Source organism: Streptomyces sp. NPDC060184, assembly GCF_042728795.1.
In the GTDB taxonomy this organism is placed as follows: domain Bacteria; phylum Actinomycetota; class Actinomycetes; order Streptomycetales; family Streptomycetaceae; genus Streptomyces.
In genome coordinates this window covers 96,270-122,686 of record NZ_JBHWYX010000012.1, presented here as the reverse complement: position 1 = coordinate 122,686, position 26,417 = coordinate 96,270, and the positions used below count along the sequence as shown (strand labels likewise).

20 protein-coding genes are annotated in these 26,417 nt (G+C 71.6%); 1 reads left to right on the top strand and 19 read right to left on the bottom strand.

Translation table 11 applies throughout. The features are described 5' to 3' along the window. Positions 1-24 precede the first annotated feature (24 nt). The 3 genes from ACFWEE_RS10995 to ACFWEE_RS10985 form a co-directional block, all read right to left on the bottom strand. A complete protein-coding gene (locus ACFWEE_RS10995) occupies positions 25-969 on the bottom strand; it encodes an endonuclease/exonuclease/phosphatase family protein (protein WP_386888287.1) in 945 nt (314 codons plus the stop codon). Positions 970-1,305: 336 nt separating this feature from the next. After that, complete coding sequence (locus ACFWEE_RS10990; protein ID WP_386888286.1) at positions 1,306-3,363, bottom strand: phosphocholine-specific phospholipase C; 2,058 nt, start codon at positions 3,361-3,363, stop codon at positions 1,306-1,308. A 355-nt stretch (positions 3,364-3,718) separates the two neighbouring features. Further along, positions 3,719-4,690, bottom strand: coding sequence for a LysR family transcriptional regulator (locus ACFWEE_RS10985; RefSeq protein WP_386888285.1), 972 nt, complete (start codon positions 4,688-4,690; stop codon positions 3,719-3,721). A 100-nt stretch (positions 4,691-4,790) separates the two neighbouring features. Here ACFWEE_RS10985 and ACFWEE_RS10980 point away from each other — a divergent pair, with 100 nt between their 5' ends. Beyond that, the gene (locus tag ACFWEE_RS10980; RefSeq protein ID WP_386888284.1) at positions 4,791-5,156 is read left to right on the top strand and encodes a YybH family protein; all 366 of its coding nucleotides are present in this window, start codon (positions 4,791-4,793) and stop codon (positions 5,154-5,156) included. A 480-nt stretch (positions 5,157-5,636) separates the two neighbouring features. Here the strand turns inward: ACFWEE_RS10980 and ACFWEE_RS10975 are convergent, their stop codons facing one another. The 16 genes from ACFWEE_RS10975 to ACFWEE_RS10900 form a co-directional block, all read right to left on the bottom strand. Continuing rightward, positions 5,637-7,244 carry an MFS transporter gene (locus ACFWEE_RS10975; RefSeq protein ID WP_386888283.1) on the bottom strand — a complete coding sequence of 536 codons (1,608 nt, stop codon included), beginning with the start codon at positions 7,242-7,244 and terminating at the stop codon, positions 5,637-5,639. Between the two features lie 182 nt (positions 7,245-7,426). Further along, positions 7,427-8,290, bottom strand: coding sequence for a phosphate ABC transporter ATP-binding protein (locus ACFWEE_RS10970; protein WP_386888282.1), 864 nt, complete (start codon positions 8,288-8,290; stop codon positions 7,427-7,429). Between the two features lie 55 nt (positions 8,291-8,345). Beyond that, a complete protein-coding gene (locus tag ACFWEE_RS10965; RefSeq protein WP_386888281.1) occupies positions 8,346-9,278 on the bottom strand; it encodes a sortase in 933 nt (310 codons plus the stop codon). A gap of 159 nt (positions 9,279-9,437) precedes the next feature. After that, positions 9,438-10,850: a hypothetical protein gene (locus ACFWEE_RS10960; RefSeq protein WP_386888280.1), complete on the bottom strand. Its 1,413-nt coding sequence runs from the start codon at positions 10,848-10,850 to the stop codon at positions 9,438-9,440. A 304-nt stretch (positions 10,851-11,154) separates the two neighbouring features. Continuing rightward, on the bottom strand, positions 11,155-12,144 hold the full coding sequence (locus ACFWEE_RS10955; protein ID WP_386888279.1) for a substrate-binding domain-containing protein: 990 nt from the start codon (positions 12,142-12,144) through the stop codon (positions 11,155-11,157). A 269-nt stretch (positions 12,145-12,413) separates the two neighbouring features. Next, positions 12,414-14,912, bottom strand: coding sequence for a hypothetical protein (locus tag ACFWEE_RS10950; RefSeq protein WP_386888278.1), 2,499 nt, complete (start codon positions 14,910-14,912; stop codon positions 12,414-12,416). A gap of 50 nt (positions 14,913-14,962) precedes the next feature. Further along, a complete protein-coding gene (pstS, locus tag ACFWEE_RS10945) occupies positions 14,963-16,732 on the bottom strand; it encodes a phosphate ABC transporter substrate-binding protein PstS (RefSeq protein WP_386888277.1) in 1,770 nt (589 codons plus the stop codon). A gap of 104 nt (positions 16,733-16,836) precedes the next feature. Further along, positions 16,837-18,123, bottom strand: coding sequence for a phosphate ABC transporter permease PstA (pstA, locus tag ACFWEE_RS10940; protein ID WP_386888321.1), 1,287 nt, complete (start codon positions 18,121-18,123; stop codon positions 16,837-16,839). A gap of 87 nt (positions 18,124-18,210) precedes the next feature. Then, positions 18,211-19,317 (bottom strand): phosphate ABC transporter permease subunit PstC, encoded by a 1,107-nt coding sequence (gene pstC / locus ACFWEE_RS10935; protein WP_386888276.1) that lies wholly within the window; start codon positions 19,315-19,317, stop codon positions 18,211-18,213. Positions 19,318-19,413: 96 nt separating this feature from the next. Next, positions 19,414-19,809, bottom strand: a complete 396-nt coding sequence (locus tag ACFWEE_RS10930) for a hypothetical protein (protein WP_386888275.1) — start codon at positions 19,807-19,809, stop codon at positions 19,414-19,416. A gap of 565 nt (positions 19,810-20,374) precedes the next feature. After that, positions 20,375-21,625: a cytochrome P450 gene (locus tag ACFWEE_RS10925; RefSeq protein ID WP_386888274.1), complete on the bottom strand. Its 1,251-nt coding sequence runs from the start codon at positions 21,623-21,625 to the stop codon at positions 20,375-20,377. An 81-nt stretch (positions 21,626-21,706) separates the two neighbouring features. Next, on the bottom strand, positions 21,707-23,074 hold the full coding sequence (locus ACFWEE_RS10920; protein ID WP_386888273.1) for a cytochrome P450: 1,368 nt from the start codon (positions 23,072-23,074) through the stop codon (positions 21,707-21,709). Beyond that, positions 23,071-23,619 (bottom strand): ATP/GTP-binding protein, encoded by a 549-nt coding sequence (locus ACFWEE_RS10915; RefSeq protein WP_386888320.1) that lies wholly within the window; start codon positions 23,617-23,619, stop codon positions 23,071-23,073. The genes ACFWEE_RS10920 and ACFWEE_RS10915 overlap by 4 nt, the downstream gene beginning before the upstream one ends. An 85-nt stretch (positions 23,620-23,704) precedes the next feature. Next, the gene (locus ACFWEE_RS10910; RefSeq protein ID WP_386888272.1) at positions 23,705-24,064 is read right to left on the bottom strand and encodes a DUF742 domain-containing protein; all 360 of its coding nucleotides are present in this window, start codon (positions 24,062-24,064) and stop codon (positions 23,705-23,707) included. Continuing rightward, positions 24,061-24,507, bottom strand: coding sequence for a roadblock/LC7 domain-containing protein (locus ACFWEE_RS10905; protein WP_327178488.1), 447 nt, complete (start codon positions 24,505-24,507; stop codon positions 24,061-24,063). The genes ACFWEE_RS10910 and ACFWEE_RS10905 overlap by 4 nt, the downstream gene beginning before the upstream one ends. Continuing rightward, on the bottom strand, positions 24,504-26,138 hold the full coding sequence (locus ACFWEE_RS10900) for an ATP-binding protein (protein ID WP_386888271.1): 1,635 nt from the start codon (positions 26,136-26,138) through the stop codon (positions 24,504-24,506). The genes ACFWEE_RS10905 and ACFWEE_RS10900 overlap by 4 nt, the downstream gene beginning before the upstream one ends. Between the last annotated feature and the right edge of the window lie 279 nt (positions 26,139-26,417).

The window sequence follows — 26,417 nt, the reverse complement described above, 5'->3', positions numbered from 1 at the left end:
CGCCGTCTGACGACCGGCAGCGCTTCAGCCGACGGTCACCGTGCCGATGGTGATCCGGTGGTCCGAGCAGGCCGTGACGCCCGTGCAGGACGTCGAGATGCCCAGCGAGTCCCCGCTGTACGATCCGGCCAGCGTGCTCTCGCGGACGAAGATGAGGTCGAGCTTCGCGTTGCCCCCGCACGGCGGTTCCGAGCCGGGGGTGCCTTCCGCGGTCCACTCCCCGTAGCCGAGGCAGTTGCCCGAGTCGTTGTCGTCCAGCTCCCGGTACGCGCCGGTGTTGTTGCCATTGTTCGGCACGTCGAGGCTGGGCGCGTAGAAGGAGTTCAGCCGGCCGTAGCTCGGCTGCGCGTTGAAGTCGCCCGCGATGAGGACCGTCTCGCCCGCGGCGTGGTAGGCCTCCAGCTTCGCCCGTACCGCCTCCAGCTGGGCGACGTTGTACGTCCCCTGGGTGGTGATGTGGGTCGTGCAGAACCGGGTCCCGGAGCCGTCGGTCAGCGGTGCGCACAGCAGGTTGCGCTTCTCGGCCGTGCCGTCGTCCGGCAGCGTGATCCGGTCGGCCGTGCCGAGCGCCCGCTTGCTGAACAGCGCGTTGCCGAACGCCTCGCCCTTGCACACCGAGGAGTTGCCGGCCTCGCGGCTCGGTTCGAAGCGGGCGAAGTTCTGCGTGTCCGTGGGCCAGTCCTTGGCGCGCAGCGCGGTCACGAGGGCGTCGTACTGTCCCCGGCACAGCTCGTTGAACGAGGCGAAGTCCGCCGAGCGGTTCACGATCGAGGCAGCCGCCTGGTCGATCAGACCGTCGGTCGTGGAGCCCTCGTGGATCGTGTCCCCCGCCACGTTCCACTGCCACACGTTGTACGTGTGGGACGTCGCCGCACCGGCCTGTGCCGCCGTCACCGGCAGCAGCACCCCCGCCAGCACCCCCGCCAGCGCGAGCCGGACACCACGTCGTCGGATGCCGTGAAGTCGCATCGTCGGTTCCCCTCCCAGTTCCTGGCACCGACCGCTCGGCGGCGGGATGCCGCAACACCGCGTCGGCGCGGGATGATCGTACGTGGCAGGTACACGCACGTGAACGAGGGGTGGAGGAATGGTGAAGCCCGGCCTCGGGGGTCTGCCCGCAGCCGCCGCCCGCAGCCGCCGCCCGGGGACCTGCCGGTCCCGGGACGGCGGCTGCCGCGCACCCGGAGAAGTGGCGCTGAGGAAGTGGCGCCGGAGGAGTGGCGCTGAAGAAGTGGCGCCGGAGGAGTGGCGCCGGAGGAGCGGCGTCAGGGGGGCGTTGGAAGGGGTGGTGTCGTAAGGGGCGCGTCACACCGTCCTGATCGCCGGGTCGGAGACACCCGGTTCGCCGTTCTCCACGTGACCGGCGAACCGGCGCAGGAAGGTGGCGTCGGCGTCCGAGACGACCGTGACGTCGTACCAGCGGGAGGCCGCCCGCAGGTCGAGCGTGTGGGTGACGGTCGCGCCCGCCTTGACCTTGAAGGTCTGGGCCGCCCCGCCGTAGGCGTTGGTGACCGTCAGGTGCACGGCGTTCGGGCCGGAGTTGGTCATGCTGAGCTTCAGGTTGCCGCCCGGCGTCACATGGCGTGCGGTGACCTCGGGGCCGGGCTTCGTCGTGGGGCCGCGCCAGGTGCGCAGGAAGCCGTTGGGGCCCCAGACCGTGAGATCGACCCGGTTGCCGGTGCCGCTGGTGCTCCAGGTGTCCGAGAGGGTCTTGCCCGCCTCGACGGTGTAGGGCCAGGGGCCGTCCGTGCGGTTGCCCGAGGTGCTGTGGAAATGGGCGCCGAGGGTGGGGCCGCCAGAGAAGGTCAGGGTGAACGTGCCGGTGGAGACCGTGGCCCGGCCGTCCACGTACGGGCTGTAACCGAGGGCGCGGGTCGGCTTGGAGCCCGGCTCCTGACCCGGGAGGGTGCCCGTGGACGGCGGGGTCGGGTGGAAGGACGGGTGACGGTTCTTGTCCGCCGGCACGTATCCGTCCGTGGAGGGAAGCGCGGCGGGGGCCTTGTCCGCCCGGGTGAAGTCGAAGGCGGAGGTCAGGTCGCCGCAGACGGCGCGGCGCCACGGTGAGATGTTGGGCTCGCGCACCCCGAAGCGCTTCTCCATGAAGCGGATCACCGAGGTGTGGTCGAAGGTCTCGGAGCAGACGTAACCGCCCTTGCTCCACGGCGAGACCACGATCATCGGCACGCGCGGACCGAGCCCGAACGGGCCCGCCGCGTAGTCCGCGCCGCCCGCGTACAGATCCTTCGACACATCCGCCGTGGAGAGGCCCTGGGCGGCGGACGACGGCGGGATCGGGGGGACTACGTGGTCGAAGAAGCCGTCGTTCTCGTCGTAGGTGATGAACAGGGCGGTCCTCGCCCACACCGCGGGGTTCGCGGTCAGCGCGTCCAGGACCTGCGAGATGTACCAGGCGCCGAAGTTCGTGGGCCAGTTCGCGTGCTCGCTGAAGGCTTCGGGGGCGGCGATCCAGGACACCTTCGGGAGGGTCCCGGCGGTCACGTCCGCGCGCAACTGGTCGAAGTACGTGCCGCCCGACTTGACGTCGGTGCCGGTGCGGGCCTTCTCGTAGAGGGGGCTTCCGGGCTGGGCGTCGCGATAACTGTTGAAGTACAGAAGGGAGTTGTCACCGTAGTTGCCGCGGAAGGCGTCGTTGATCCAGCCCCAGGACCCGGCGGCGTCGAGGCCGTCGCCGATGTCCTGGTAGATCCTCCAGGAGACCCCGGCCTGCTCCAGCCGCTCGGGATAGGTCTTCCAGCCGTAACCGGCCTCCTGGTTGCCGAGGACCGGGCCGCCGCCCGTGCCGTCGTTGCCGGTGTGGCCCGACCACAGGTAGTAGCGGTTGGGGTCGGTGGCTCCGATGAAGGAGCAGTGGTAGGCGTCGCACACGGTGAAGGCGTCGGCGAGCGCGTAGTGGAACGGGATGTCGTTCCGGGTCATGTGCGACATGGTGGTGGCCGTCTTCGCCGGCACCCACTTGTCGTACTTGCCCTTGTTGTACGCCTGCTGGCCGCCCGCCCAGTCGTGGTTCAGCCCCTCCAGGAACTGCATCCCGAGGTCGTCCACCTGCGGGTTGAACGGAAGGACGTCCCTGGTCCCGTCGGACTGGTGGAAGACGGACGTGCCGTTGTCCTGGAGCACCGGCCGCGGGTCGCCGAAGCCCCGTACCCCCTTCATCGCCCCGAAGTAGTGATCGAAGGAGCGGTTCTCCTGCATCAGTACGACGATGTGCTCGACGTCCTGGATGGTTCCGGTCCTGCCCTGCGCCGGTATGGCGGCGGCCCTCGCGATGCTCTCGTTCAGCATCGTGAAGGCCGCGGTACCTCCGGCGATCCGCAGAAACCTGCGACGGTCCAGCTCAGTCATGGGTGACGACCTCGGGGGTGAGGGGGGATGAGGTGAGGGGCGCCCCAAGGACAGCGGTCCCCCTTGACGAGGCGGGGGCGGGTTCGTGACGTGACGGCGTACACCTGGCGAACGCAAGAGGCCCGTCGTCGCGGGGCGGATCGCCGTGGCCGCAGGACCGTCCGCCCCGGTGTCCGCCAAGTACCCACCGGAGGTGCGAGGTTCACCGTTTTCGAACCGCCGCCCGGCTGCCGCTCGCCGATTCCGAGGTTCGCTTTGAGCTCAAGGTGACCGTCGAGGGCATGTGGTCAGCCTGCTCCGGCGGAGATACCCCCGCCATCGTGAGCTGCGGAACGTCTCACGATGTCGTACCCCGTCACCTGAGGTTCGCCTGTCTCGGACGCCGGCCCGGCGAGCGCCCGCCCGACGCGTCGTCCGGCGCGTCGTCGTTCCGCGCGTCGCCGTCCGGTGCCGCGAACGACTCCCGGCAGTGCGCGAGGAGTTCGCGCAGTGCCGGGCTCTTGGTGGGCGCGGAGACCAGGGCCAGTACGGCAGGGGTGTCCGCGTCGGTGAGGGGTACGGTCACCAGCCCCGGCCGCCGGGCCACCATGGACGCGGAGAGCACCGCTGCCCCCAGCCCCCGCTCCGCGAGCCGCATCACCGCGTCCGGTGCGGTGGCGCCCAGGGACACCGTGGGTGTCAGGCCCCGGGCGGCCGAGACCTGGTCCAGAACGGTCCGGATGCCGGTGCCCGGGGGCAGGCAGACGAGGGGGTGGGCGCACAGCTCGGCGAGGGTGACCCCGCCGGCCGCCCGGGCGGCGAGCGGATGCCCGGGCGGTACGGCCGCGACGATCGGCTCGCTGATCACCTCGTGCCCGTCCAGGTCATCCGGCGCCCGGCCCGCCGCGCCGATCAGCGCGAGATCGACGTCCCCCGCGCGGACCCGTTCGACCAGCCGCGCGGAGTCGTCCTCGACGAGGCCGATCTCGACGCCCGGGTGCGCCAGATGGAAGGTGGACAGCGCCTCGAAGAGCGGCTCCACCGTGCATGCCGTCACCATGCCGACGACCAGCCGGCCCCGGACCAGTCCGTTCATCTCGTCCACCGCGTGCCGCAGCGCCTCCACCGCGTCGAGTACCGCACGCGCGTGCTCGAAGGCCACCTCGCCCACGGCGGTCAGCCCGGCGCCGCGGCCCGACCGGTCGATGAGGGTGGCGCCGAGTCCGTGCTCCAGCTGGCGGATCTGGGCACTGATCCCGGGCTGGCTGATGTGCACGCGTTCGGCGGCCCGGGTGAAGTTGGACTCTTCGGCCACGGCGAGAAAGTACTTCAGCTGCCTGAGTTCCATAACCTCTGATTATAGGGATGGTTGAGGCGATTGATTGGACTTCTTCCGCGCCCGCGAAGGAGCATGAGAGGGCAGTGATCGCCTACCGGAAAGGAACGTCGTGCCCGAAAACGAGAAGGCCCTGAAGCCGGAGGACCTCACGCGCCTCTTCGTGGAGCGCGCCAACGCGGGCGACGCCGCCGGACTCGCGGCGCTCTACGAGGAGGACGCGGTGATGGCGTACCCGCCCGGCAGCACCACGGTCGGCCGGGAGGCCATCCGGCAGCTGTGGGAGCAAGTGCTGTCCCACGCACCCACGTTCGAGGCGGAGGAGCCGCTTCCGACGTTGATCATCGGTGATGTCGCACTGACCTCCACCCCGCCCAAGGACGGTTCCGGCGCCCGTGCCCAGGTGGTCCGGCGCCAGGCGGACGGAAGCTGGCTGCGCCTCATCGACCAGCCGGAGTTCCGTCCGCCCGCCGGCTGAGGGGCATGTGCGAGGGAGCGAGGTCAACTCCCCTCCACCACCGCGGCGGTGCCAAGGGCCCGGTGTGCCGTACGAGCGCGGGCCCGGCGTACCGCCGGGCCCGTCGCCGTACCGGCGGCCAGGAAGAGCCCGCCTAGGGCGTGTGTCGAAAGTCCCGCCTGTCCGGCGGCGTCCGGCACGCACGCTCGCCGCGTTGTCGGGATCGCCCCGATACATCCAGTATCGGGGCGACCCTCCGCCTTGCGATCGCACGCACCGAACGCCGCCGGACCCGCCCTCCGGGCGGACGGCGCCACTTTCGACACACGCCCTAGCACCAGCCAGCCGGTGAAGCCCCAGGACAGGATCAACGTGGTGAGCAGCAGCGGCCCGATCAGGCGCGCGACGGCGGCCCCGGCGCCGCGGTGCGCCCCACGATCCAGAGCGGCAACGCCACGCTCAGCAACGGCATGTGGAGCAGCATGACCGCGTTGAGCAGCGTCACCCCCGTGTACGGCCGGTCCCGGAGGACCGCCAACCGCCGCTCGCCCGCCCGTGGTTCGGCTCGGGACTCTCCGGGGCCGGGGCAGGGGCCTTCGGCGGCTGCGCGGCCCGGAAGTCGGCCGCTCTGATCAGCAGCAGGGACGCCAGGCCGCCCGCCAGCGCGAGGCCGGCCGAGAGGGTGAGGAGGGTGTTCAGCCCGTCGACGTACCCGTCCACGGCGAGCCGTTCGACGGTCCCCCGCCGCGCCTCGGGGACCAGTGAGGCGGCCCGGTCGATTTCTCCTCCCCGGACCAGGAAGACGATCCTGTCCGTACGGCCGGCCGCACCCGGTACGGCCGCCAGACCGTCGCGCACCCGGTTGCCGACGATGACGGCGAAGGTGGAACCCAGCACCGCGACCCCCGCGCTCACCCCGAGCTGCCGGAACGTACCGCTGATGCCCGAGGCCGTGCCGGAGCGGGAGAGGTCCACGACACCCACGGCGGTGGAGGCGAGCGGCGGGTTCACCAGCCCGGCGCCGAATCCGCCCAGCACCAGCCCGGGGAGGAAGTGTTCCCAGCCGGAGCGTGCGTCGACCCCGCCCATCAGCAGGAGACCGGCCGCGACCAGGAGCAGCCCCACGCCGATCAGGAAACGGGGCTGGACCCTGGCGCCGAGACGGCCCGTGAGCAGCGAGGCGAGGAGCATCGCCAGCGAGGAGGCCAGGAGACGCACGCCCGTCTCCAGCGAGGAGTAGCGGAGGACCTCCTGGAAGTGGACGGCGAGGAAGAGGAACATCGCGAACAGTGAACCGTTCATCGCGAACGCCGCGACGGACCCGCCGACGAAGGTCGGAATACGGAACAGCCGCAGCTCGAACATCGGCTCCGCGACCCGCGCTTCGACGAGGAGGAAGGCCGTCAGCAGCACGCCGCCCACGGAGAGGAAGGCGAGTGCGGCGCTCTCGCCCCAGCCGTCCTCGCCCGCCCGGATCAGACCGAGGACGAGGGTGGCGAGACCCGAGGTCAGCAGGGCGAAGCCGGGCCAGTCGAGGCGGCGGGCGAACGGCGCGCGGGACTCGTCCACCCGCAGCACGACGATCAGTGCGACCAGGGCGCCGATCTGCACGTTGACCAGGAAGACGCCTCGCCAGCTGACGCCGCTGGAGATCAGGCCGCCGGCCACCGGGCCGATCGCGGAGGCGAGGCCGGTGACCATGCCCCACACGCCGAACGCCGTGCCGCGCTCCCGGCCCTCGAAACTGCCCGCGATCAGGGCGAGCCCCGTCGCGAACATCACCGATCCGCCCATGCCCTGGAAGATCCGGGCGAGGACCAGCGTCAGCGGGGACTGCGCCAGGCCGCACAGCAGGGAGGCGAGCGTGAAGAGGACGACACCGAGGGCGTAGAGGCGCCGACGCCCGAACCTGTCGGCGAGGGTCCCGCTCGTCAGCAGCAGGGCCGCGAGCGCGAGGGCGTATCCGTCGACCACCCACTGGAGGTCCGAGAACCCGGCGTGCAGGTCCTCCTGCACGTCGGGCATGACGACGTAGACGACGGTGGTGTCCAGCAGGAGCATGAACGTCCCGCCGCACACCCCCAGCAGCGTCCACCACTTCTTCTGCATCGGCGCTCCTTCTGCTCGTCGGGCGGACGAAAGCGCCGCCGGAAGGAATTCGGCGGCGCTCTCTCGTCCCCCGTTCATGCTCGCGAGCGGGGAGTCAGAAGTCCAAGACCTGGTTTTTCGCGAAGACCGAACTTCTGGTTATGGCGGACGGTTGAGGGAGGGGGCCTGCCTCTCCGGCCGGCTCAGCCGAAACGCCCGTTGACGTAGTCGGCCGTGCGCGCGTCCCGGGGGGAGGTGAACATGGCCTGGGTGTCGCCGTGTTCGACGATGAGGCCGGGCGTCCCCTGCGAGGCGAGGAAGAACGCGCAGGTGTCCGAGACGCGGGCGGCCTGCTGCATGTTGTGGGTGACGATGACGATGGTCACCTCCGACTTCAGCTCGGCGATGGTCTCCTCGATACGCCGCGTCGACGTCGGGTCGAGCGCGGAACACGGCTCGTCCATCAGCAGGACGCGGGGGCGCACCGCGAGGGAGCGGGCGATGCACAGACGCTGCTGCTGGCCGCCGGAGAGCGCGCCGCCCGGCTGGCGCAGCCGGTCCTTGACCTCCCGCCACAGCCCCGCCTTGGTCAGGCACTCCTCCACCAGGTCGTCGCGGGCGTCGCGGCCCGCCTTGATGGCGTTGAGCTTGAGACCCGCGAGGACGTTGTCGTACAGCGACATCGCGGGGAACGGGTTGGGCTTCTGGAACACCATGCCGATGTTGCGGCGGGCCTGCGTGATGCGGCGCCCCCGGTCGTAGATGTCGTCGCCGTCCAGCAGCACCCGGCCCGCCAGCGAGGCCGAACCGATCAGCTCGTGCATCCGGTTGAGGATGCGCAGGAACGTCGACTTGCCGCAGCCCGACGGGCCGATGAGGGCGGTGACCTGCCGGGCGGGCATGGTCAGCGAGACCCGGTCCAGGACCTTGTGGTCCCCGAACCACGCGGAGATCTCGTCGGCCTCCAGGGTGGCGGGACCCTGACCGCGGATGACGCGCGGCTGGATCAGGGTGTCGGTGAAGTCGTCGCGGTCGACGGCCGCGCCGGTCGTGCCGGTGGTGGTCATGGTGACTCCAGAAGGTACGGCGAGATGGTCTGTGTGAGCGTGAACGGAGGTGCGATCAGAGGAGGTTGGGCAGCAGGGCGGTGAACGCGCCCGCGTCCGCGATGCCGAGGGCGGCGAGCAGGGGTGCCCCGCAGGCCCAGGTCTGCCAGCGACCCCAGACCCGGTACGCCGCCACGGTGAGCAGGGCCGCCACGAGCAGGGCCTGCGTCCACAGGAACACCTGGAGCCAGGCATCGCCCTCGCCCTTCAGTGCCTGCTCGGACTCGGCGATCCAGCCGGTGCGCAGCACCCGCGGCGGACTCGGCTGGACGGGGGTGACCAACTTGGCGTCGACGCGCAGGATGCCGGAAGGGGTGTACGGTCCGCCGGTCGCGGTGATCAGGGTCAGCCGCCCCTCTCCGGAGGCGAGCGGGACGGGGAGTGGATCGCCCGCCCGGCGGATGCCGGTCACCTCGTAGGTGGCCTTCGCCTGACCGGTGGTGACGTCGATGCGGGTGCCGGTCGGCAGGTTGTGCAGGCCGCCGAAGGGCCCGCCGTACCCCCACTGACGGCCCATCACGATGGAGGTGCCCGCCTGGCCCGGCAGCGGGGTGTCACGCCGGTGGCCGGGTCCCGACATCAGCACGGTGGAGGTGGTGCCCTCGGCGACGACCTCTTCCAGGTCGAGTACGGGGATGCGCAGCAGGGCGACGGGAGCTCCCGCCGCGAGCGGCTTGCCGTCGAAGGTCTGCTGGCCCACCGGGGCCGTACCCAGGGCGAGTTGTTCGCGCAGGTCGTCGTGGGCGACCTGCTGGTCCCGGGCGTGCTGGAGGTGGCCGACGACCGTGAGGTTCGCGGCGAACCCGAACAGCACGGCGGCGAGCACGCACAGGGCGGCGCCGGTCAGGGCGAGACCGGGCCGGGAGGGTGCCGCGTCGGGCGCCGCGGCCGGGCGGGGCGGCTTCTGGTCGGGCGGTGCGGCCGGGGGCGGCGCTGCGAGCACGGACACGATGGGTGCACTCCTGGTCGACGGTACGGAGAGGGGCGGAGCGGTCGGCGCGGAGGCCTTTGCCCGGAACGAGGGGACCCGCTCCGTGCCGCCGGGCCCGGGGCCGCCGCGCGAGGTGGCGGCCACGGGCCCGCGGCGGACGGGTCGGTCAGGGACGGGTCAGTGACGCGGGGTGCCGAAGTGGAGCATGCCCTTGCGGCGTCCGTGGACGACGAGGGCGGCGCCGGCGGCGATCAGGGCGAGGCCACCGAGTGCGGCCGTGCCGAGCTGTGCGCCGGTGGAGGCGAGCGTGCCGCCGCCGGAGCCCGAGTCGGTGCCGAGGCCGCCGCTGTCCGAACCGCCGGAACCGGAGCCGCCGGTGTCGGAGCCGCCGGTGGAGGCGTCGGGACTCGTGGTGTCGCTCGGGTCGGCGGTGGGGCTTTCGGCGGGGTCGGTCGGGTCGTCGGTCGGGGCCGCGCCGGTGGTGAAGGCGAAGTCGACGGTGTGTCCGCCGGTCGCTTCTTCGGCGAGGGTGAGGGTGTGCGTGCCGTCCTCGATGTCGTCGGGCACGGTGAACGCGTAGTCCGTGACGGTGCCTTCGGCGTCGGCGGTCGCGTCGGTGAGGGCGGTTCCGCCGTCGAGGTCGGCCTTGACGGTGGCCGCCGCCGCGAATCCGTGCGCGGTGATCTTCACGGCGTCACCGGGCTCCAGCGAGGGGTCGGCTTCGAGGATGTTGCCTTCGGAGTCGGTGACCACCAGGTCCTCGGGCCCACCGGGGGCGGGAGTCGTCGGGGGCGGAGTGGTGGCCGCCCCGACAGCGACGACCTGGCCGTCGGTCACGGACGGCCCGTACTGCTGGACGTCGGTGGGAGTGAAGGTCGTCCGGAAATAGACCGCGCCGGGCGTCGACGGTGCGGTGAGGGTGAACTCCGCCTTTCCGTCCGTCGTGTCCTTCTCGGCGATCGTCACCGGCTCGGTGTTCACACCGGCCATCGAGGCGAGGGTGATCCGCCCGTCCGCGCCTTGTGGGACCACCGTGGTGACCAGGGTGTAGTCGGCGCCCACCACGGGGTTCTCGGGAACGCTGGAGAGCGTGACGGTGGTGGCCTTCTGCTCCAGGACCGACCAGGAGTCCCCTTCGACCTCGATGAGGGCGGTGAAGGCGGGTGCGTCGGCCGCCGACGACTCACAGGTGAGGCCCACGGTGTAGACGCCGTCGAACGAGCCCTCGGGGATGGCCTGCAGCAGGCGCTGTCCCAGGGTGCGGTGGAGGACGGCCGGGACGGCAGTCTTCAGATCCCCGGCGAACGGACCATCGGTGGTGGTCGCCGCGTCGTTCGTGAAGTTCGCCAGCTTGAGGCCGGCTCCGTCCTGACCGGGCAGGACCACCATGAGCGACGGTGCCCCGACCGACCCGGCGGGGCACGGTCCGTCGGTCCCGGCGCGGGACGCGATGAGCGGATCGTCGATCTTGCCGCTCGCCGGGGTGAGTGTGAGCGATCCGACGGTGCTGAACGCGTGTGCCTGCGTGGCCATGGCGAGCACGGCCGCGAGCGCGGCGAACAGCAGGGCACACGTCGTCAGCAGTGCCACGGGCGATCTCAGTGGTGCCAGGCGGTTCATGGGTGATGTCCCCCAGGAGAGCGGTAGATGGATGGATGGACGGATGGACGTGCGGGCGGGCCGGGCCGGTGGAGTGCCCACCGTGACCCTTGTCGGGCCGGCCAGGTGGTGTCCGGCGGATCAAGGCCGGGCAGACGGTCTTGGTCCGCTGGACACCGTCCGGTCGGGGTGCGTCGCCCGCGGCGGTCCTGGGCGGGATACGCCGGGGGGCCGGGCACCCGTGGGGTGCCCGGCCGTGGTGCTCGGCGGTGAGGCGGGACTTTCGACACACGCCCTAGTTGTTGCCGGTGATCGTGGTGGCGCCGCAGGCGGTGCCGAGGGTGCCGAAGCCGTAGTCGGTGAGGGTGGAGGTGGCGGCGCAGACCTTGGAGGCCGAGCCGACGAAGGTGGAGGCGATGGTGGCGTCGGTGAGCTTCGCGGTCGGGACGACGTTGTAGACGTCACGGGTGAAGGTGAAGCCGGTGTTGAGGGCGAAGGCCGAGGTGTAGGGCGCGGTGCTGTTGACCTGGATCAGGTCGGTCGCTCCGTGGATGTCGCTGACCTTGGTGTTGACCTGGGCGATGTACTGGGCCACCGAGTACGGGGCGATGTCGCCGGCGGTGTTCAGGGCGACGCCGTTGTTCTCCTGGACCGTCTGGTCGACGCAGGAGCCGACCTGGGCGTCCGTCAGGCCGAGCTTCTCCAGGAAGAAGGAGCGGGTGCCCGAACCGGTCTGGGGGAGCAGCGGGGTGAGGGTCACGCCGTTCAGCGTGGTCGTGTTGCAGGTGTAGATGGACGCCAGCTGCGCCGTGGTGAGGTTCTGGGCGCCGGCGGCGTAGAGCGCGCTGTCGGTGCGGACCGCGACGGAAACCGCGTCCTTCGCGAAGGGGATCCAGGTGAGGGTGGAGCCCGCCGTCTTGGCGCCGCGCGAGGAACGGGCGAAGTCGATGCAGTCGACGGTGGTGTCGGCGACATCGGCGGCCAGGGCGGTGATGCCGGCCGAGGAACCGTTGGGCCGGTTGACCACACAGTTGGTCGCGCGGGTCTTGATCGTCGCCGAGCCGGTGGCGTCGTACGAGGCGATGATCTTCGCGTTGGAACTGTTCAGGACCACATTGCCGAGGGCGTTCACGACGTCCTGGGTCGTGTCCGAACCGGCACCGGCCAGGGTGCGGTACTCGGCGGCCGGCGGGTCGGCGATGGCGGCCGGGGCGGCGAAGGCGCCGAGGGCGAGAGCGACAGCACCGACGACGGCACCGGCACGAACACGAGACGTGACGTTCACTGTTTTCTCCTCCGTGGATACGGATTCCATGCGTACGGATGACAAGGAAGGGAGCAGTGGAGCAATCCGGATTTTCGCGCTTCCGGCCCGTCGGCCGGCGGTGCTCACACTTCCGGATCGGCGGGCCTGTGACCACAAATCCGAAGGGCGGATCAAGTGAATGGATTGTTTCCTGCGCCACCCGTAGAGGTTCCGGAAGTGCCGCTGAGAAATCGCGCTTTCCCGGAAAGCAGATCTCCGGGAAAGCGCGAATCCTGTGCACCGGATTCTCAGGAGCCGGCGGCCTCCGTCCCGCCTCTGCGCGCGGCGAGGCGCAGCAGGACAGGTCCGGACAGGGAGGCCGCGCCGCCCAGGACGAGCACGCCGAGCAGGACCCAGCGGACCGCGCCGAGCAGTTCGGCGGGAGTGGTGCCGGACGCCGCCGTGGTGTCCCCTCCCGCGGCGGTGGCGGCGGTGCCGTCCGCCGCACCCCCGGACGCCCCGGACGCCCCGGACGCCCCGGACGTACCGGTGGACGCGGACGCCCCCGCGTAGCCGCCCGTCGAGCCGGACGAAGCCGATTCCGTGCCGCTCGTGCCGGAGCCGCCCCCCGAGACGACGCCGCTGTCACCCCCGCCCGAGGAGCCGCCGTCCGCCGAGGTCCCGCCTTCGGGGACCACCCCCTTCTCCAGCGCGGTCGCCGCCGCGAGCGCCTGGGTACGCAACTCCTGCGGCAGCGGGGCGTAGCCTGCCGGGAGCTGACCGGGCGCGGTGCCGGGCGTCTGCCCGTCGCCCACGGCGTACCGGATGACCTTGGCGTAGTCGGCGCGGGCGGCGTCCGGCTGGTCGGTGGAGGCCGCCGCGTAGACGACGGAGGTCAGCGGGTAGGCGCTGCCGCGTGCCTTGGCCGGGTCGGTCGTTTTCACTCCCGGGACGGCGGAGTCCGGCATCTGCGTGACCGCCTTGAGCATGGTGGCAGTCGTCGGCTTCACGAAGGTGCCGTCGGCGTTGGGCAGGGCCGCCACGTCCAGGAGGTACCGATCGGCGGAAGCGGTGTCCGCGATACCGATCTCATGAGCGTTGTTCAGCTTGGGACGCGTACCCGACAGCGCGAACTGCGTCGTCGCGTCGCAGATGAATGCCAGCCCCGAGTAGCCCCGCCGGATCTTCAGCGCCGTGCTGTGCATGTCGTTGGCGTAGGGCACCAGGTTCTGGCTGCTGTATTCGACGTTCTCGCACTGGGTGGCGGTGGATGTCGTGTCGCTCTTCGGGTAGTAGTCGAAGGGATCTGCGGTCAGTCCCAAATCCTTGTAGCTGGTGTTGAGATGCATTCCCCAGGGGTCCGGCTCACCTTCGAGGAATGAGCGGGCGTCGTCGTTCTGGATGATGTAGCGCCACAACATCCGCGTCGTGTCGGAATTCTCCAGACCCACGACCATTCCGTTCGGTGCCTCGCGCCCGGCGGTGATCTCGGGATTCAGCTGGAGGAATTCCGGGTCCGCGGCGATCCGGATGGGATTGCCGGCGACGGTGTCCGGTTCGGGTTGGCCGAAGATGCCCATGCGTACGTTCTCCACGTACGACTCGGTCAACAGCTTCGCCAGGAGCCGCTGGTTGAGCCGGAGCCGGCTCACGTGGTGGGAAACCGAGTCGGCTTCGTAGTTCCAGAGGAAGCCGATCGTGAGGCCGCTGACCGCGACCGGCGCGTGCACCACCGGTGCGCCGTCACCGTCCGTCTCCACCGGGTCCACCGTGTAGGCGAGGCCGGGCGAGGTGTCCGTGGGTGCAGTGATCGCCGAGCGGGCCGTCTCCTCGCCGGCCTGCGTGAAGGTGAACCGGTGGGTCCCGCCGACGCAGAGCTTGCTCTGCCACGAGGTCATCGCGTCGGTGACCAGCTCGGAGCCGATGGTGCGCCGTTCGGGCTTGTCGGGGTCGCAGTTGTCGCCCACGGGAAGGAAGTCGAGCCGGAACGTCAGGCGCTGGTCCCAGATCGACTGGCTCAGCGCACTGGCCGCCGCGGGGGACGACGAGGACTCCGCCAGCCGGCCGTCCGGGTTGTGGTCGCCCCGCGGGACGGCGACGAGCCAGCACGGCTGGATCGCCCCCTCCGCGTTCCGGCGGGCTCCGCAACCCAGGTGCGGTGACTCCACGGAGGTCCGCACCTCGAAGATGGCCTCACCCGATCCCTCGGAGTCGTTCGCCACCCAGGGGATGTTGTTGGTGTCCCCGTCGGTGAAATAGGTGTAGTCGAAGGCTCCCGTCGTCGTGGCGCCGCTGACTGGCCGGAAGGGGACGAACTTGTTGGCGCCCAGGGGTTCGTCGGGGAGATCCGCGTAGTCGCCCTCGGCGGGATCGGCGTCCGAGCCCGGTACGAGCGCCCGCGTGGAACCGGGAGAGGCGCTGCTCGTCGCCCCGAACTCGCACTGCTCGCGCGAGGGCCCCGCGTCGGGATCGTCGCCCCAGCACTGCATCAGTTGCATGAAGTCCCGGGCCGTCTCCGTGGTGCCCGGGGTGCCGCCCGTCCAGGAGACCTTGACCGCCTGCCCCCGCAGGTCCTTGGTCTGGCCGACCGTCACCTTCAGGGTGGAGAAGTCGTCGTACGGTCCCTTCCTGCCGGTCTTCGTCACCGCGGAGCCGTTCTGCTCCGCCGCGCTCGCCGGGGTGTCACCGCCCGGCGGCACCGGCAGCACGGCGAGCACGAGAGCTGCCGTCAGCGCACCCAGGCCGGCCACGACCCGGCGCCGCGCGGACCCGAGCCGCCCTGGTGCCGTCAGACGCGTGCGGCGCACGAGTGGTCTCCTCTCCTGCGGCTCGTCGTCGTGGGTCTTCCGCGCGCCGCTCATGCCCCGTCCCCCCTGCGCCGGGCGCGGGCCGTCATGGTCCGCGCGGTCAGCGGGGGTACGACGACCAGTGCGACGAGCAGCAGCGCGGAGAGCGCCATCAGCGCGCCCCGCAGCCCGAGGCCGTTGCCCGAGGCGAGGGTGACCGGGTTGGCGACGACCGAACCGTCCCCGACGGCCGCCGAGTCGGTGATCACCTCGCCGGTGTCGGGATCGACCGTGGTGCCCGCGGTCCCCGCGCTTCCGTCCGTCCCGCCCGTACCGCCCGCGGCGCCCGCGGTCCCGTCGGGCTGTCCGTCACCGTCCGCGTCCGTGGCCGCGCCGCCCGTGCCCGCGGTCCCCGAGCCCCGGCCGCCCGTGGAGCCACCGGCCGTCGAGGTGCCGCCCGTCGAGGTCGTGGTGCCGCTCGTGCCGCCCGCGGAGGAACCGCCGCTGCCGGAGGCGCTGGGCTTGACCGGGGTGGTGCGGGTGTCACCGGCGGTGCCGGTGGTGCACTGCGTGGGGCCCTGCTTGTCGCACGCCTTCGGCTGGGGTGCCTTCTTGGCCAGGGTGTTGGTGCCGTCGCTGGAGAAGGTGGGGTTGCGGCACTTGTTGATGTCGATCGAGGAGGTGGGCGCTCCGGGCACCTTGCGCAGCTGGTCGAAGCCGGCCTGCACGAGGTTCTTCGGGAGCGGCGAGTAACCGAGCTCCTCCGCCTGCTGCTGCCCGTCACAGAGGAAGTAACGGCCGAACGTACCCAGCGAGTTGCCCTTCTCCTTGGTGAAGCCCGATTCCACCTTCGTCGGCAGGATCATGTAGCTGTAACTGGAGAGCGGGTAGGTGCGGTCGTCCTCGTTGCGGTAGACGCCGTCGAGGATCTGGGTGAGGTAGGAAGGACTGCTCCTATCGGTGTTGATCTTCGCACCGAGCAGGCCGACGGCCACGCCGGCGGCGGTCGGTTCGACGTAGAAGCCCGACTTGTTGAGCATCTTGGCGACCGGGAAGCCCGTCTTCAGGGCGTAGGAGTACTCGACGTACGTGATCGCCCCCTCGCCGGACGCTTGGCGCACATGGCCGGCGACACCGTTGGAACCCGACTTGGCGATCATCGAACTACCGCCCAGGAGCGGGTAGTTCGAGGTCATTCCGCAGCCGCTGCCGCGACCGGTCTTCTGGCAGTAGGCGTTCCAGACGGACGCCTGCTCCTTCGCCAGCCAGGTGGTGAACTGGGCGGTCGTTCCGGAACCGTCGGAGCGGACGACGGGGATGATCTGGCGGGCGGGCAGGGTCAGGCCGGGGTTGTCGGCCTTGATCGCGGCGTCGTTCCAGCGGGTGATCGTCCCGGTGAAGATCTTCGCGATGACCGGGCCGGAGAGCCGCAGGTTGGTGACCCGCTTGCCGTTGATCTTGAGGTTGTACATGAACGACGTGCCGCCCGCCACGATCGGCATGTAGGCGTAGCCGCGCTGCGGGGGCGAGTCCCGGACGCCCTGCTCCGTCAGGCCGTACGGGATCTCGGAGACGGCGAAGTCCACCACGTTGTTGCGGAACTGCTCACGGCCCTGGGAGGAGCCGTTGTCGGTGAAGTTGACCGTCATGCCGAAGTTGGCCTTGACGTTGCGGACCCACTGGGTGACCGCGTTGGCGCTCCAGGTGGAGCCGGAGCCGGTGATCTTCGCGTACGAGGCGGCCTCGGCGACGGGTGCCCGCACGGCCGAGAGTGTGCCGAACACCAGCAGCAGGGACAGCAGCATCACCCCCGAACGGGCGGGTGCGTTGACGGGTCTCACGATGTTCTCCTTGGCGGCGCGCGGGTGCGGGGCACGCAGGTTCGGGGTGTGCGGTGCGGAGTGGGGCGGGGGGTCGGATGGTGTCCGGCCGGCGGTCCGGCGCGTCACGGCGTCGTGGGGTGCGGGTACGGGTGCTGCGCGGGGCCGGTGGGCGGTTCGGCGGGGCTCACGGAGCCCCGCGCGGCGAACCGGGCCGCGTCCCGGCGGGAGGCGACGACCCTGCGGTGCTCCTGGCCGCGCGAGAGCTGCCCCGGTCCGCGTCCGCCGAGCACCCGGGCGACGACGAACAGCAGCAGCACCAGCGCCATGAGCAGCGCGGCGGTACCGAATCCGCGCGAGATCATGTTCGGCTCGGGCGAGCGGACGAAGGTGAAGGTGGCCAGCGGCAGCGACACCATCGGCCCGGAGAACGGGTCCCAGTTCATCTCGGCGGTGAAGCCCGCCGTGAGGAGCACCGGCGAGGTCTCGCCGATGCCCCGGGCGGTACCGAGGATGACCGAGGTCGTCAGCCCGGAGCGGCAGGTGGGCAGGACGACGTGCCAGACCGTCCGCCACCGGGAGGTGCCGAGCGCGTACGAAGCCTCCCGCAGGGTGCCGGGCACCAGCCGGATGACGACGTCGGCGGCGCGGATCACGATCGGCAGCATCATCACGGAGAGCGAGAGCGCCGCCGCGAACCCGGAGCGGTCCATGCCGAGGGTGAGGATCACGGTCGCGTAGACGAAGAGACCGGCCACGATGGACGGCAGCGCGGTCATCGCCTCCACCACCGTGCGCACGAAGCGGGCGAACGCTCCGGGCACCTCGTTGAGGAAGACCGCGCACACCAGCCCGATCGGCACGGTGACCAGCAGCGCGATGGTGATCATGATGAGGGTGCCGGCGGCGGCGTGCACCGCGCCGCCCACCGACAACGGCTCCAGCGGACCGGCGAACCGCATGTCCTCGGTGAAGAAGTTGAGGTGCGCCAGCGCCTGGCGGCCCTCGAAGAGCGCGTAGACGACGACGTACACGAGGATCGCCACCAGCAGCAGGCCGAGCGAGCGGATCACGGCGGCGGCGATCCGGTCCACGACCGCCGGGCCGTCCTCGTCCAGCGAGACCACCAGGGCGTACAGCCCCAGGAAGAGGACGTACGCCACGACGACGAACCCGACCACGCCGTTGAACGGCGTGAGCCGGGCGAAGACCAGCCAGGTCAGCGAGAGCGCCCCGGCGGCCGAGCCGAGCAGGGCGTACACGTCGCTCGCGCGCAGCGGGGTCAGGGCACGCCGCCGTTCACCGGCGGGGTCCTTGGTACGGGCGGGCCCGGGCAGGAAGGTACGGGGCGCGGCGCCGGGGGCCGGGTCCGCGCCACCGGACGCGCGGGGCGTTTCAGGGGCCAGGGTCATGGTCGTCACGCTCATTTCTCGGACGGGAACCGGGCGCGGAGTGCGCGGAGTGCGAGGGCTGAGGGGATGCGCGCGGAAGGCAGGGCTTCAGGCGTCGCTGGACGCGCCGGAGCGGCTGCGGGCGACGATGGAGGACGCCGCGAAGTTGACGATCAGCGTCATGACGAACAGGGCGAACCCGGCCGCCATCAGCGCCGACATGCCGAACTCGCCGGCCTCGCCGTAGCGGAGGGCGATGAGCGAGGAGACCGAGCTGGTACCGGCCTGGAGCACGTGCCACTGCACGTCGAAGGTGAGCGAGATGACCATGAAGACACCGATGGTCTCGCCCAGCGCCCGGCCGAGCCCGAGCATCGTGCCGCCGATGATGCCGCCCCTGGCGAAGGGCAGGACGACGCTGCGGATCATGCCCCAGCGGGTCGCCCCGAGGGCGTAGGCGCCCTCCCGTTCACCGGCCGGGGCCTGCGAGAAGACCTCGCGCATGATCGAGCAGATGATCGGGGCGATCATCATCGCGACGACCAGCCCCGCGAGCATCGAGGACGAGGTGTAGACGCTCGGCGGCGAGAGCGGATCGTCCGGGTCGGCGCCCTCGACGCCGAACACCGGTATCCAGCCGAGGTAGGTGGCGATCCACCGCGCGGTGGGCACCACCTTGTCCTGGAGGAAGAAGAAGCCGAACAGGCCGTACACGACGGACGGCACGGCGGCCATCAGGTCGACCACACTGATGAGGGTGCGGCGCAGCCTCGGCGAGGCGTACTCGGAGATGTAGAGCGCGGCACCGAGCGCCAGCGGGAAGGCGAACATGATCGCGATCAGCGCGATGAGGACCGTCCCGACGATGACGGCGGCGATACCGAAGTTCCCCGCGTCGGGCGCCCATTGGGAGGTGGTGAAGAAGGACCAGCCGGCGTCCGCCAGGGCCGGCCGGGCCCGGGCGAAGAGGAAACCGCCGACCAGCAGCATCACCACCAGGACGAGCGATCCGCCGGAGCGGGCGACCGTGCGGAAGACCTTGTCCGGCAGGCCGGGGTCCGCGTACAGCCGCCGCGGAGCGTCGCCGCCCCGCTCGCCGCCCGCCGCCGGAGCGGCGGGCGGGGCGGCGACGGTTCCGGCGGACGGAGCGCCGTCGGAGCTCCCGTGGAGGACGCCGTCGTCCGTCAGGCGTCTGGATCTTTTCAGCGAAGGCACGCCCCGACGCTCGACCGATCCGGTGGACGGACACGTCCTGAGAGGTGAACGAGAGGGGCCCTGGGGGCAACTTCGGCATTCCTGGCATCGTTCCGCTCAAGAGTTACCCCAGAACGCCTCCTCTTCCACCTTGAACCCGGGCAGCATCGCGCGGAACCGGTCGTAGGCGGAGCGGCAGGTGGCATGCCGCTCGTACGTCCTCGGCGAGACGGCCACCACGGTGCCCGACGCGTCCCGCAGGACCCAGACCCAGCCGCCGCCCCCCTTGCGGTGCTGGATCCCCCCGGAGTGGTGCGCGTGCGCCGCGCACAGCTCGACAAACGCCGACCTGCACCGCGCGTGCGTGCCGAACGACACCCCCGCGACCGCCATCGACCGGCCGTTCGACGCGACCAGCCGCCAGCCGTACCCCCCTTGCGTGTCGATGTCTATCTGACATCGCGTGCCCGTAGCGCCGGCGGCCGATCTCGCCGCCTCCTTCGGCTGTTCCATGCCCCACCCCCCGCCGCCCCTTCACAGAAAAGACCGCAGGGTACGCACCTGCGTGGGCGGCAGAGGCAATCTACTGAGATGCGGGGAACCATGGAGAGGCAAAGGAGACCCCAAAGGTCACGATTCATGACGTGGTAACCATGCGGCCATGCTGGGGAAATCGCCCGAGACCGCCCCTTCCGCGCGGGAGTGCGCCAGGAACGCGCCCGGAGTGCGCCGGTAGCCGCGGGGGCGCGGACGGGACCCGGCCGAGCGGGTCGGAATGGGGGCGTCCGGATTGTTTCCCCGTGCCGGAAGGGCGGGCTCGTCCCCGGGACGGCCCGGGGCACGCCTGGGACCGCCGCGTCGCCGGGGAACGCCTGGCGCCGCCCCGTCGCCGGGGCACGCCTGGGACCGCCCCGGTGCGCGAGCAGCCCGCACTGCCGGTGCGGGAGGCGGATCGGAGCCGTACAGGAGGGTGCGTGGGGGGGGCTGGTACAGGAGGGTGCGTGGGGGTACGGCTGTGAGGCAGGCGGGTGTGCGTCCGTACGACTCCGCCTGCCTCGGGCCCCTCGGGGCGTGCGGCTCAGCCGTGCAGGCGGACCGGCAGCCTCTGCACGCTGTTGCCCACGAAGGAGGCGTGCCGGGGCAGTTCGGGCTCGGGCACGGCCAGGTCGAGGTCGGGGAAGCGGGTGAACAGCTGCTCCAGCGCCGCCGTGCCTTCCATCCGGGCCAGCGGGGCGCCCATGCAGTAGTGGGCGCCGTGGCCCAGGGAGAGGTGGCGGGCCTTGCTGTCGCGGGTGACGTCGAAGCGCTCGGCGTCGGGGCCGTGGGCGTTCGTGTCGCGGCCGGCCGCCGAGTAACCGGCCAGTACCGGCGTCCCCTTGGGGATCACCGTGCCGTCGAGCTCCAGGTCGCGCGTCGGGTAGCGGAACGGGAAGTAGCTCACCGGGCTGTCCCAGCGCAGCGTCTCCTCCACCACGTCCTCCCAGCTCGCCTCGCCCGCGAGGACCAGGGCGAGCTGGTCGCGGTGGGTGCAGAGCGCCCGCACCGCGTTGGTGATCAGGTTGAGGGTCGTCTCGTGCCCGGCGATGATCGTGAGCATCAGGGTGCCGAGCAGCTCCTGCGGGGCCAGCCGGTCGCCGTTCTCCTCGCGGGCGGCGATCAGCGCGGTGGTGAGGTCGTCGCCCGGCTCCTCGGTCCGGGTGGCGGCTACCGCGCTCAGCACCTCCACCATCTCCCGGTTGGCGGCCATCGACTCCTCCGGGCCGATGTCCGTGGCGACGATCTGGTTGGACAGGCGGTGCAGCCGGTCGTGGTGTTCCGGCCCCACGCCCAGCAGTTCGCAGATGACGCCCATCGGCAGCGGCAGCGCGAAGTGCGTCCGCAGATCGGCGACCCCGTCCCCGGCCGCCGCGGCGGCCTCCAGGCCGTCCAGCAGCGAGGTGGTCAACGCCTCGATGCGCGGCCTGAGTTCCTCCACCCGGCGCGGGGTGAACGCCTTGCTCATCAGGGACCGCAGCCGCCGGTGGTCCGCGCCGTCGGCGGTCGTCATCCCCTGCACGGTGGCGAACGTCTTCAGCGGCCAGCCGTCCGCGATCTCACCGGCCTGGAGCGCCGCGAAGTGCGCCGCGTTCTTCGCCACGTCGGGGTGCTGGAGGAACTCCCTGAGCGCGTCGTGCCCCAGCACCGCCATGCCCTCCACCTCGCCGGGCATGATCACCTCGGTGACCGCGGAGCGCCGCAGCAGCCGGGCGTTGGCCGCGTGCGGGCACCCGCCCGCGGGGTCGAGGCGGTACGGCCCGTCGGCCGCGGGGTTCACCGGTGACGTGTTCAACTGAGCTCTCCAGATGCGGGTTGAGTGGTCGCGGGGCGGTACTCCGTGCTCCGCGGAGCGTGGATCCTCGGCGCGGGGCCGTCAGTAGGGCACGGTCGACGACGGCCGGGGCGTGGCGGTGCTCCAGGGCGCCGTCCGGGCCGGCGCGAGGTCCCGTGCCGACTGCGGGGTGACCGCCCCCTGCGGCAGCTGCGGCGTGCCGAACCGTACCGGGAGCGCCCCCAGGCCCTTGCTCCACGGAGACTTGATCCACTGCAGCTCCGATTCGGGCACGGCGAGCTCCAGATCCGGCAGCCGGTGCCGGATGGTGTCCACCGCGGTCCGGGTGATCAGCCGGGCCGGGTCCTGCGCGGGGCAGGTGTGCGGTCCGGCGCCGAACGCCAGATGGGAGCGGTTGCCGACCACCGGCGCGCCGTCGGCCGGCAGGATCTCCGGGTCCGCGTTGGCCGCCGCCAGGCCCAGGATCAGCATGTCGCCGGTACGGACGTCCTGTCCGCCGAACCGCATGTCACGGGTGGCGTAGCGGGCGGGGAAGTTCTGGGTGGGCGGGAAGCGCCACAGCACCAGGTCGAGCGCGTCGTCCACGCTCAGGTGGCCGCCGGCCAGCGAGGAACGGAACGCCGGGTCGCACAGGAGGATGCGCAGCGTCGTGGCGATCCAGTTCACCGTGGTCTGGTTGCCCGCGACGAACATCACCACCAGGTTGTGCAGCACCTCCTCGTCGGTGAGTTCCGCCGGGTGGTTCAGCAGCGTGGAGGTGATGTCCTCGCCCGGCTCGCGCCGCTTCTCCTTGATCAGCCCGTAGAGGATGGCGCCCATCCGCCGGCTGGCGTCCGCCGAGTCGCTGGTCGCGGAGACGATGCCCGCGACCGCCTCCACCAGCTCCCGCCCGGTGCGGTCGTCCAGCCCGAGCAGTCCGCTGACCACCCGCATCGGCAGCGTACGGGCGTAGTCGGCGACCAGGTCCGCCTCGCCCCGCCCGGCGAACGAGGCGATCAGCCCCTCGGAGGCGGCCCGAACGCTCCGGCGCAGCTCGTGGCCGTTGATCCCGGCGAGCGTGTCGGAGACGGCCGCCCGCATCCTGCGGTGCTGCTGACCGTCCGCGAAGAGCAGCGCCGGGCGCCAGCCGACCATCGGGAGGATCGGCGAGTCGGCGGGCACCCGGCCCTCCCGCAGCAGACGCCAGTGGCGCGGATCGTGCGAGAAGTCCCCCTCGTCGCGGGTGAGCTTGAGCAGTTCGCGGTGGCCCAGCACCAGCCAGGCGTCGATGCCCGGAGCCACGGAGACCGGGGCGACCGGTCCGTGCGCGTCGCGCATCTCCTCGTACAGCAGGGTCATCCGGTCGCCGTCGAGATCCGGCCCGTACAGCGGGGTCGCCGAGGACGCGGAGGGGGCGGCGGGCCAGGGGCACCGGGTGGCGGACCCGGCCGGGGGATGGGGCGTGCTCATGAAGGCTCCGTGGCGACATGGATGAGATGGCTGACGAGCGCGATCAGGGCCCGGATCGACGACTCCTCGTCGCGCGCGTCGCACAGGACCAGCGGCGTCCCGGGCAGCAGGTCGAGGGCGTCGCGCAGATCGGCCGTGTCGTGCAGCGGACTGCCGGGAAAGACGTTCACGGCGACGGCGAACGGCAGGTCCAGGTCCTCCAGGTTGCCGAGGGCGTCGAACGACGCGGTCAGGTCCCGGGTGTCCACCAGGGCGAGCGCCCCCAGCGCGCCCTTGGCGAGGTCCCGCCAGGCCGGCAGGAACCGCTGCTGGCCCGGCGTGCCGAACAGATAGAGCACCAGGTCGCCGTCGATGGTCAGCCGCCCGAAGTCGAGGGCGACCGTGGTGGTCGTCTTGCCACTGTCCAGGACCGGGTCGACCCGGGCACCCGCCTGCGTCATCGCGGCCTCGGTGAAGAGCGGCTCGATCTCCGAGACGGTCCCGATCAACGTGGTCTTGCCGACCCCCAGCGGGCCGACGACCAGGATCTTCGCGGCCCCCGCCACGCTGGACGCGACGTACTTCCCGGAGGTGGGACCGGCCGGGGTTCCGCGGCCCGGCACGCGTGCCGGACCGGCCTCGACGGAGGCTTCAGATACGGCTTTCGAGACCATCGAGGACCTTTCTGAGCATGGTCACATCGGCGCGTTCGGCCGCGGGGATGGGAGGGCGGGTCACGATCAGCCCCCACTGGACGAGATCGGCGAGCAGCACCTGCACGACCGAGGGCGGCTGGCGCAGGTGCGCGGCCACTTCCGCGACCGAGATGAGTCCCTCGCAGTGCGTCAGGATGGCGAGGTGCTCCGGCTGGAGGGACGCCGGGAACGCCGCCTCCGTGGCCATCACCAGCGACTCCCAGGACAGTGGCTCGGCGCCGGACTCCGCACGGCCGCGGGTGATGACGTAGGGGCGTACCGCCGAGGCTCTCGGCTCCTCGGACCGGTCCGTCATGACGACGCGATGGCCTGATCCCGCGGCAGACTGCTCAGGTGCGCGCCGATCTTCGCCACCAGCAGCTGCATTTGCTGGGCGACGAGACCGACGTCCGCCTCCAGGTCGGTGGCCACCCCCAGGTGCGCGCCGACCCCGGCATGGGTGAACAGGACGAACCCGTGGTCGGACTCCAGCATCAGCTGGCGCAGCCCCACACCGGAGCCGAAGAGCAGGGTCGTCGTGGAGCGGCCCGTCATGGTCATCGCCGCGCAGGCGGCCGAGAGCGACTCCGCCTCGGCGACGCTGAGACCCGACACCGGGCCCTTGAGGTTCTTCGCGGACGCGTGGCCGAGACGCAGACCGTCCTCCGAGACGACGACGGCGTGCCGGACGCCGGGGATCTCGGTGAGCGGGCGGAGCATCCAGCCCAGGTCGGGGAGTCGAGTGATGGTTCCGGTCACGACCGGCCTCCGTGCTGGTTCGGGTTACTGGGCAGAGGCGGTTCGCCGGGCGGCGGCGCCTCGGGTTGATCGGTGTCCGGCCGGTGCCGCGCCCCGGACGCGCCGAGGGCGGCACGTCCGCGCAGGGTGCCGGAGACCACACTGGCGATCGACGCGCGGGCCGCCTCGGGCGTCCACGGCGCGGACTCGGGGCCCGGCTCGGGCGCGGGCCGCGCCCGGGGCACCGAGTGCCGGGCCGCCCGCGGCGGCACGGGGTCCGGGGAGTCCGGGGTACGGGCCGGGCTCCGCCGACTGCGGCGGCGGGGGAGAACCGAGGTCCCCGAAGCGCCCTCCGAGGACGGCTCGGCCGGGAGGAGGCCGTCGTCCCGGTTCCCCGGCCGGGTGTGCCCGGCGTCCCCGGTGCCTGCGGCGTACTCGTCGTGCTCGGCGTACTCGGCGAATCCGGCGTGCTCGGCGTTCTCGGTGCGCCCGGCCGGTCGCGGCCGTTCCCGCACCGGGGGCTCCGGGGACTCCGGGTCGTTCTCGGGCCAGGCCTCCGGACGCCGGTGCGCCGGGACCCGCGGCGCCGGCTCGGTCAGGAGCCGGAACGGTACGAACATCACGGCGCGGGTCCCGCCGTACGCGGAAGTGCCGCTCAACTCCACGTTGAAGCCGAGCTCGCGGCTCCACCGGCCGACACAGGCCAGACCCAGCCGGGGCACCGCGCCCAGCCGGGTCAGGTCCAGGTCGTCGTGCAGCTGGCCCCGGGCCTGCTGCAACACGTCCGGCGGCATGCCGAGCCCGGCGTCGTCGATCTCGACGACCGCCCCGGCACCCACCTCCCGGACGCTGACGATGACCTGGGAGCGCGAGGGCGAGAACACCGTGGCGTTCTCCAGGAGTTCGGCGATGGCGTGCATCAGCCCCTCCGCCGCCGGAGGCGCCGCGTACAGGGTCTGCCCGCCGTGCACCTCGATCCGCCCGAACTCCACGATCCGCGACTGCGCGCCGCGTACGCAGTCGTACAGCGAGACCGGCCGGGTCTCCCGCCGCGCGGGCCATATGCCGCACATCACCAGCAGCGTCTGCGCCTTGCGGGTCATCTGGGAGGCGGCGTGGTCGGCCTTCATCACCTCGGCCATCAGCCGGGGATCGTCCAGGGAGCGTTCCACCTGGTCCAGCACCTGCTGCTGCACCGTGGCCATCACGTGCATGGTGCGCGCCACCGACTCGAAGGCGGCCATCACCGAGTCGCGCAGGACACGCTCGCGATGCACCGCCTCGTCGGAACCGAGCACGTCGACCACCACGTCCAGCGACCGCGCGAACCCCTCACCGGTCTCCCGCCGTTCACGCAGCGGACCCGGCGCCCCGTCCACCCGCTGCCCGGTGCGCAGGAGTTCGGCGATGGCCGGTACGCGCACCTGGGCGAGGTGCGCCACTTCCGCGTCCCGGGCGGCGGCGAGCGCCGCCGCCTCGGCGCGGTGCGCGCGTTCGGCCCGCAGCTTCCGGGTGAGCAGCACCACCGGGGCGATCAGCAGCACGGCGACCGCGACACCGCCGACGGCCAGGACGCGGCGCGCCTCGCCGGTGAGGGCCAGGGCCGACACCGCGCCACCGGCCGCGAGTACGGCGGCGGCCGGCCAGATCACGGCGGGGCGGAGCACTGTCCCGTACTCCGACCGGTCGGTCCGCTTCGCGGGGCGCACTCCGCGGGCCGGCGGCCTCACCACGACGGCCTCGCCCCGACGGCCTTGCAGAACACAGCGCCAGCCACGAGGAATGGACCCTTCCAGGACACGTCGAACTCCCTTGCGAGATCAAAGGCATGCAGAGCCTAGACCAAACGGTCTGATTTCCAAGGGGGCTGAGGAAGACTGATCGTCAAGATCGCAACAGTTATGACGACTTGTCGCACACGTACTTCCCCG

Bases quoted from the DNA above. Each gene is read 5' to 3' on its own strand.
- ACFWEE_RS10995 (WP_386888287.1), bottom strand. From the start codon at position 969: ATGCGACTTCACGGCATCCGACGACGTGGTGTCCGGCTCGCGCTGGCG.
- ACFWEE_RS10990 (WP_386888286.1), bottom strand. From the start codon at position 3,363: ATGACTGAGCTGGACCGTCGCAGGTTTCTGCGGATCGCCGGAGGTACC.
- ACFWEE_RS10985 (WP_386888285.1), bottom strand. From the start codon at position 4,690: ATGGAACTCAGGCAGCTGAAGTACTTTCTCGCCGTGGCCGAAGAGTCC.
- ACFWEE_RS10975 (WP_386888283.1), bottom strand. From the start codon at position 7,244: ATGCAGAAGAAGTGGTGGACGCTGCTGGGGGTGTGCGGCGGGACGTTC.
- ACFWEE_RS10970 (WP_386888282.1), bottom strand. From the start codon at position 8,290: ATGACCACCACCGGCACGACCGGCGCGGCCGTCGACCGCGACGACTTC.
- pstA (WP_386888321.1), bottom strand. From the start codon at position 18,123: ATGACCCTGGCCCCTGAAACGCCCCGCGCGTCCGGTGGCGCGGACCCG.
- ACFWEE_RS10930 (WP_386888275.1), bottom strand. From the start codon at position 19,809: ATGGAACAGCCGAAGGAGGCGGCGAGATCGGCCGCCGGCGCTACGGGC.
- ACFWEE_RS10920 (WP_386888273.1), bottom strand. From the start codon at position 23,074: ATGAGCACGCCCCATCCCCCGGCCGGGTCCGCCACCCGGTGCCCCTGG.
- ACFWEE_RS10910 (WP_386888272.1), bottom strand. From the start codon at position 24,064: ATGACGGACCGGTCCGAGGAGCCGAGAGCCTCGGCGGTACGCCCCTAC.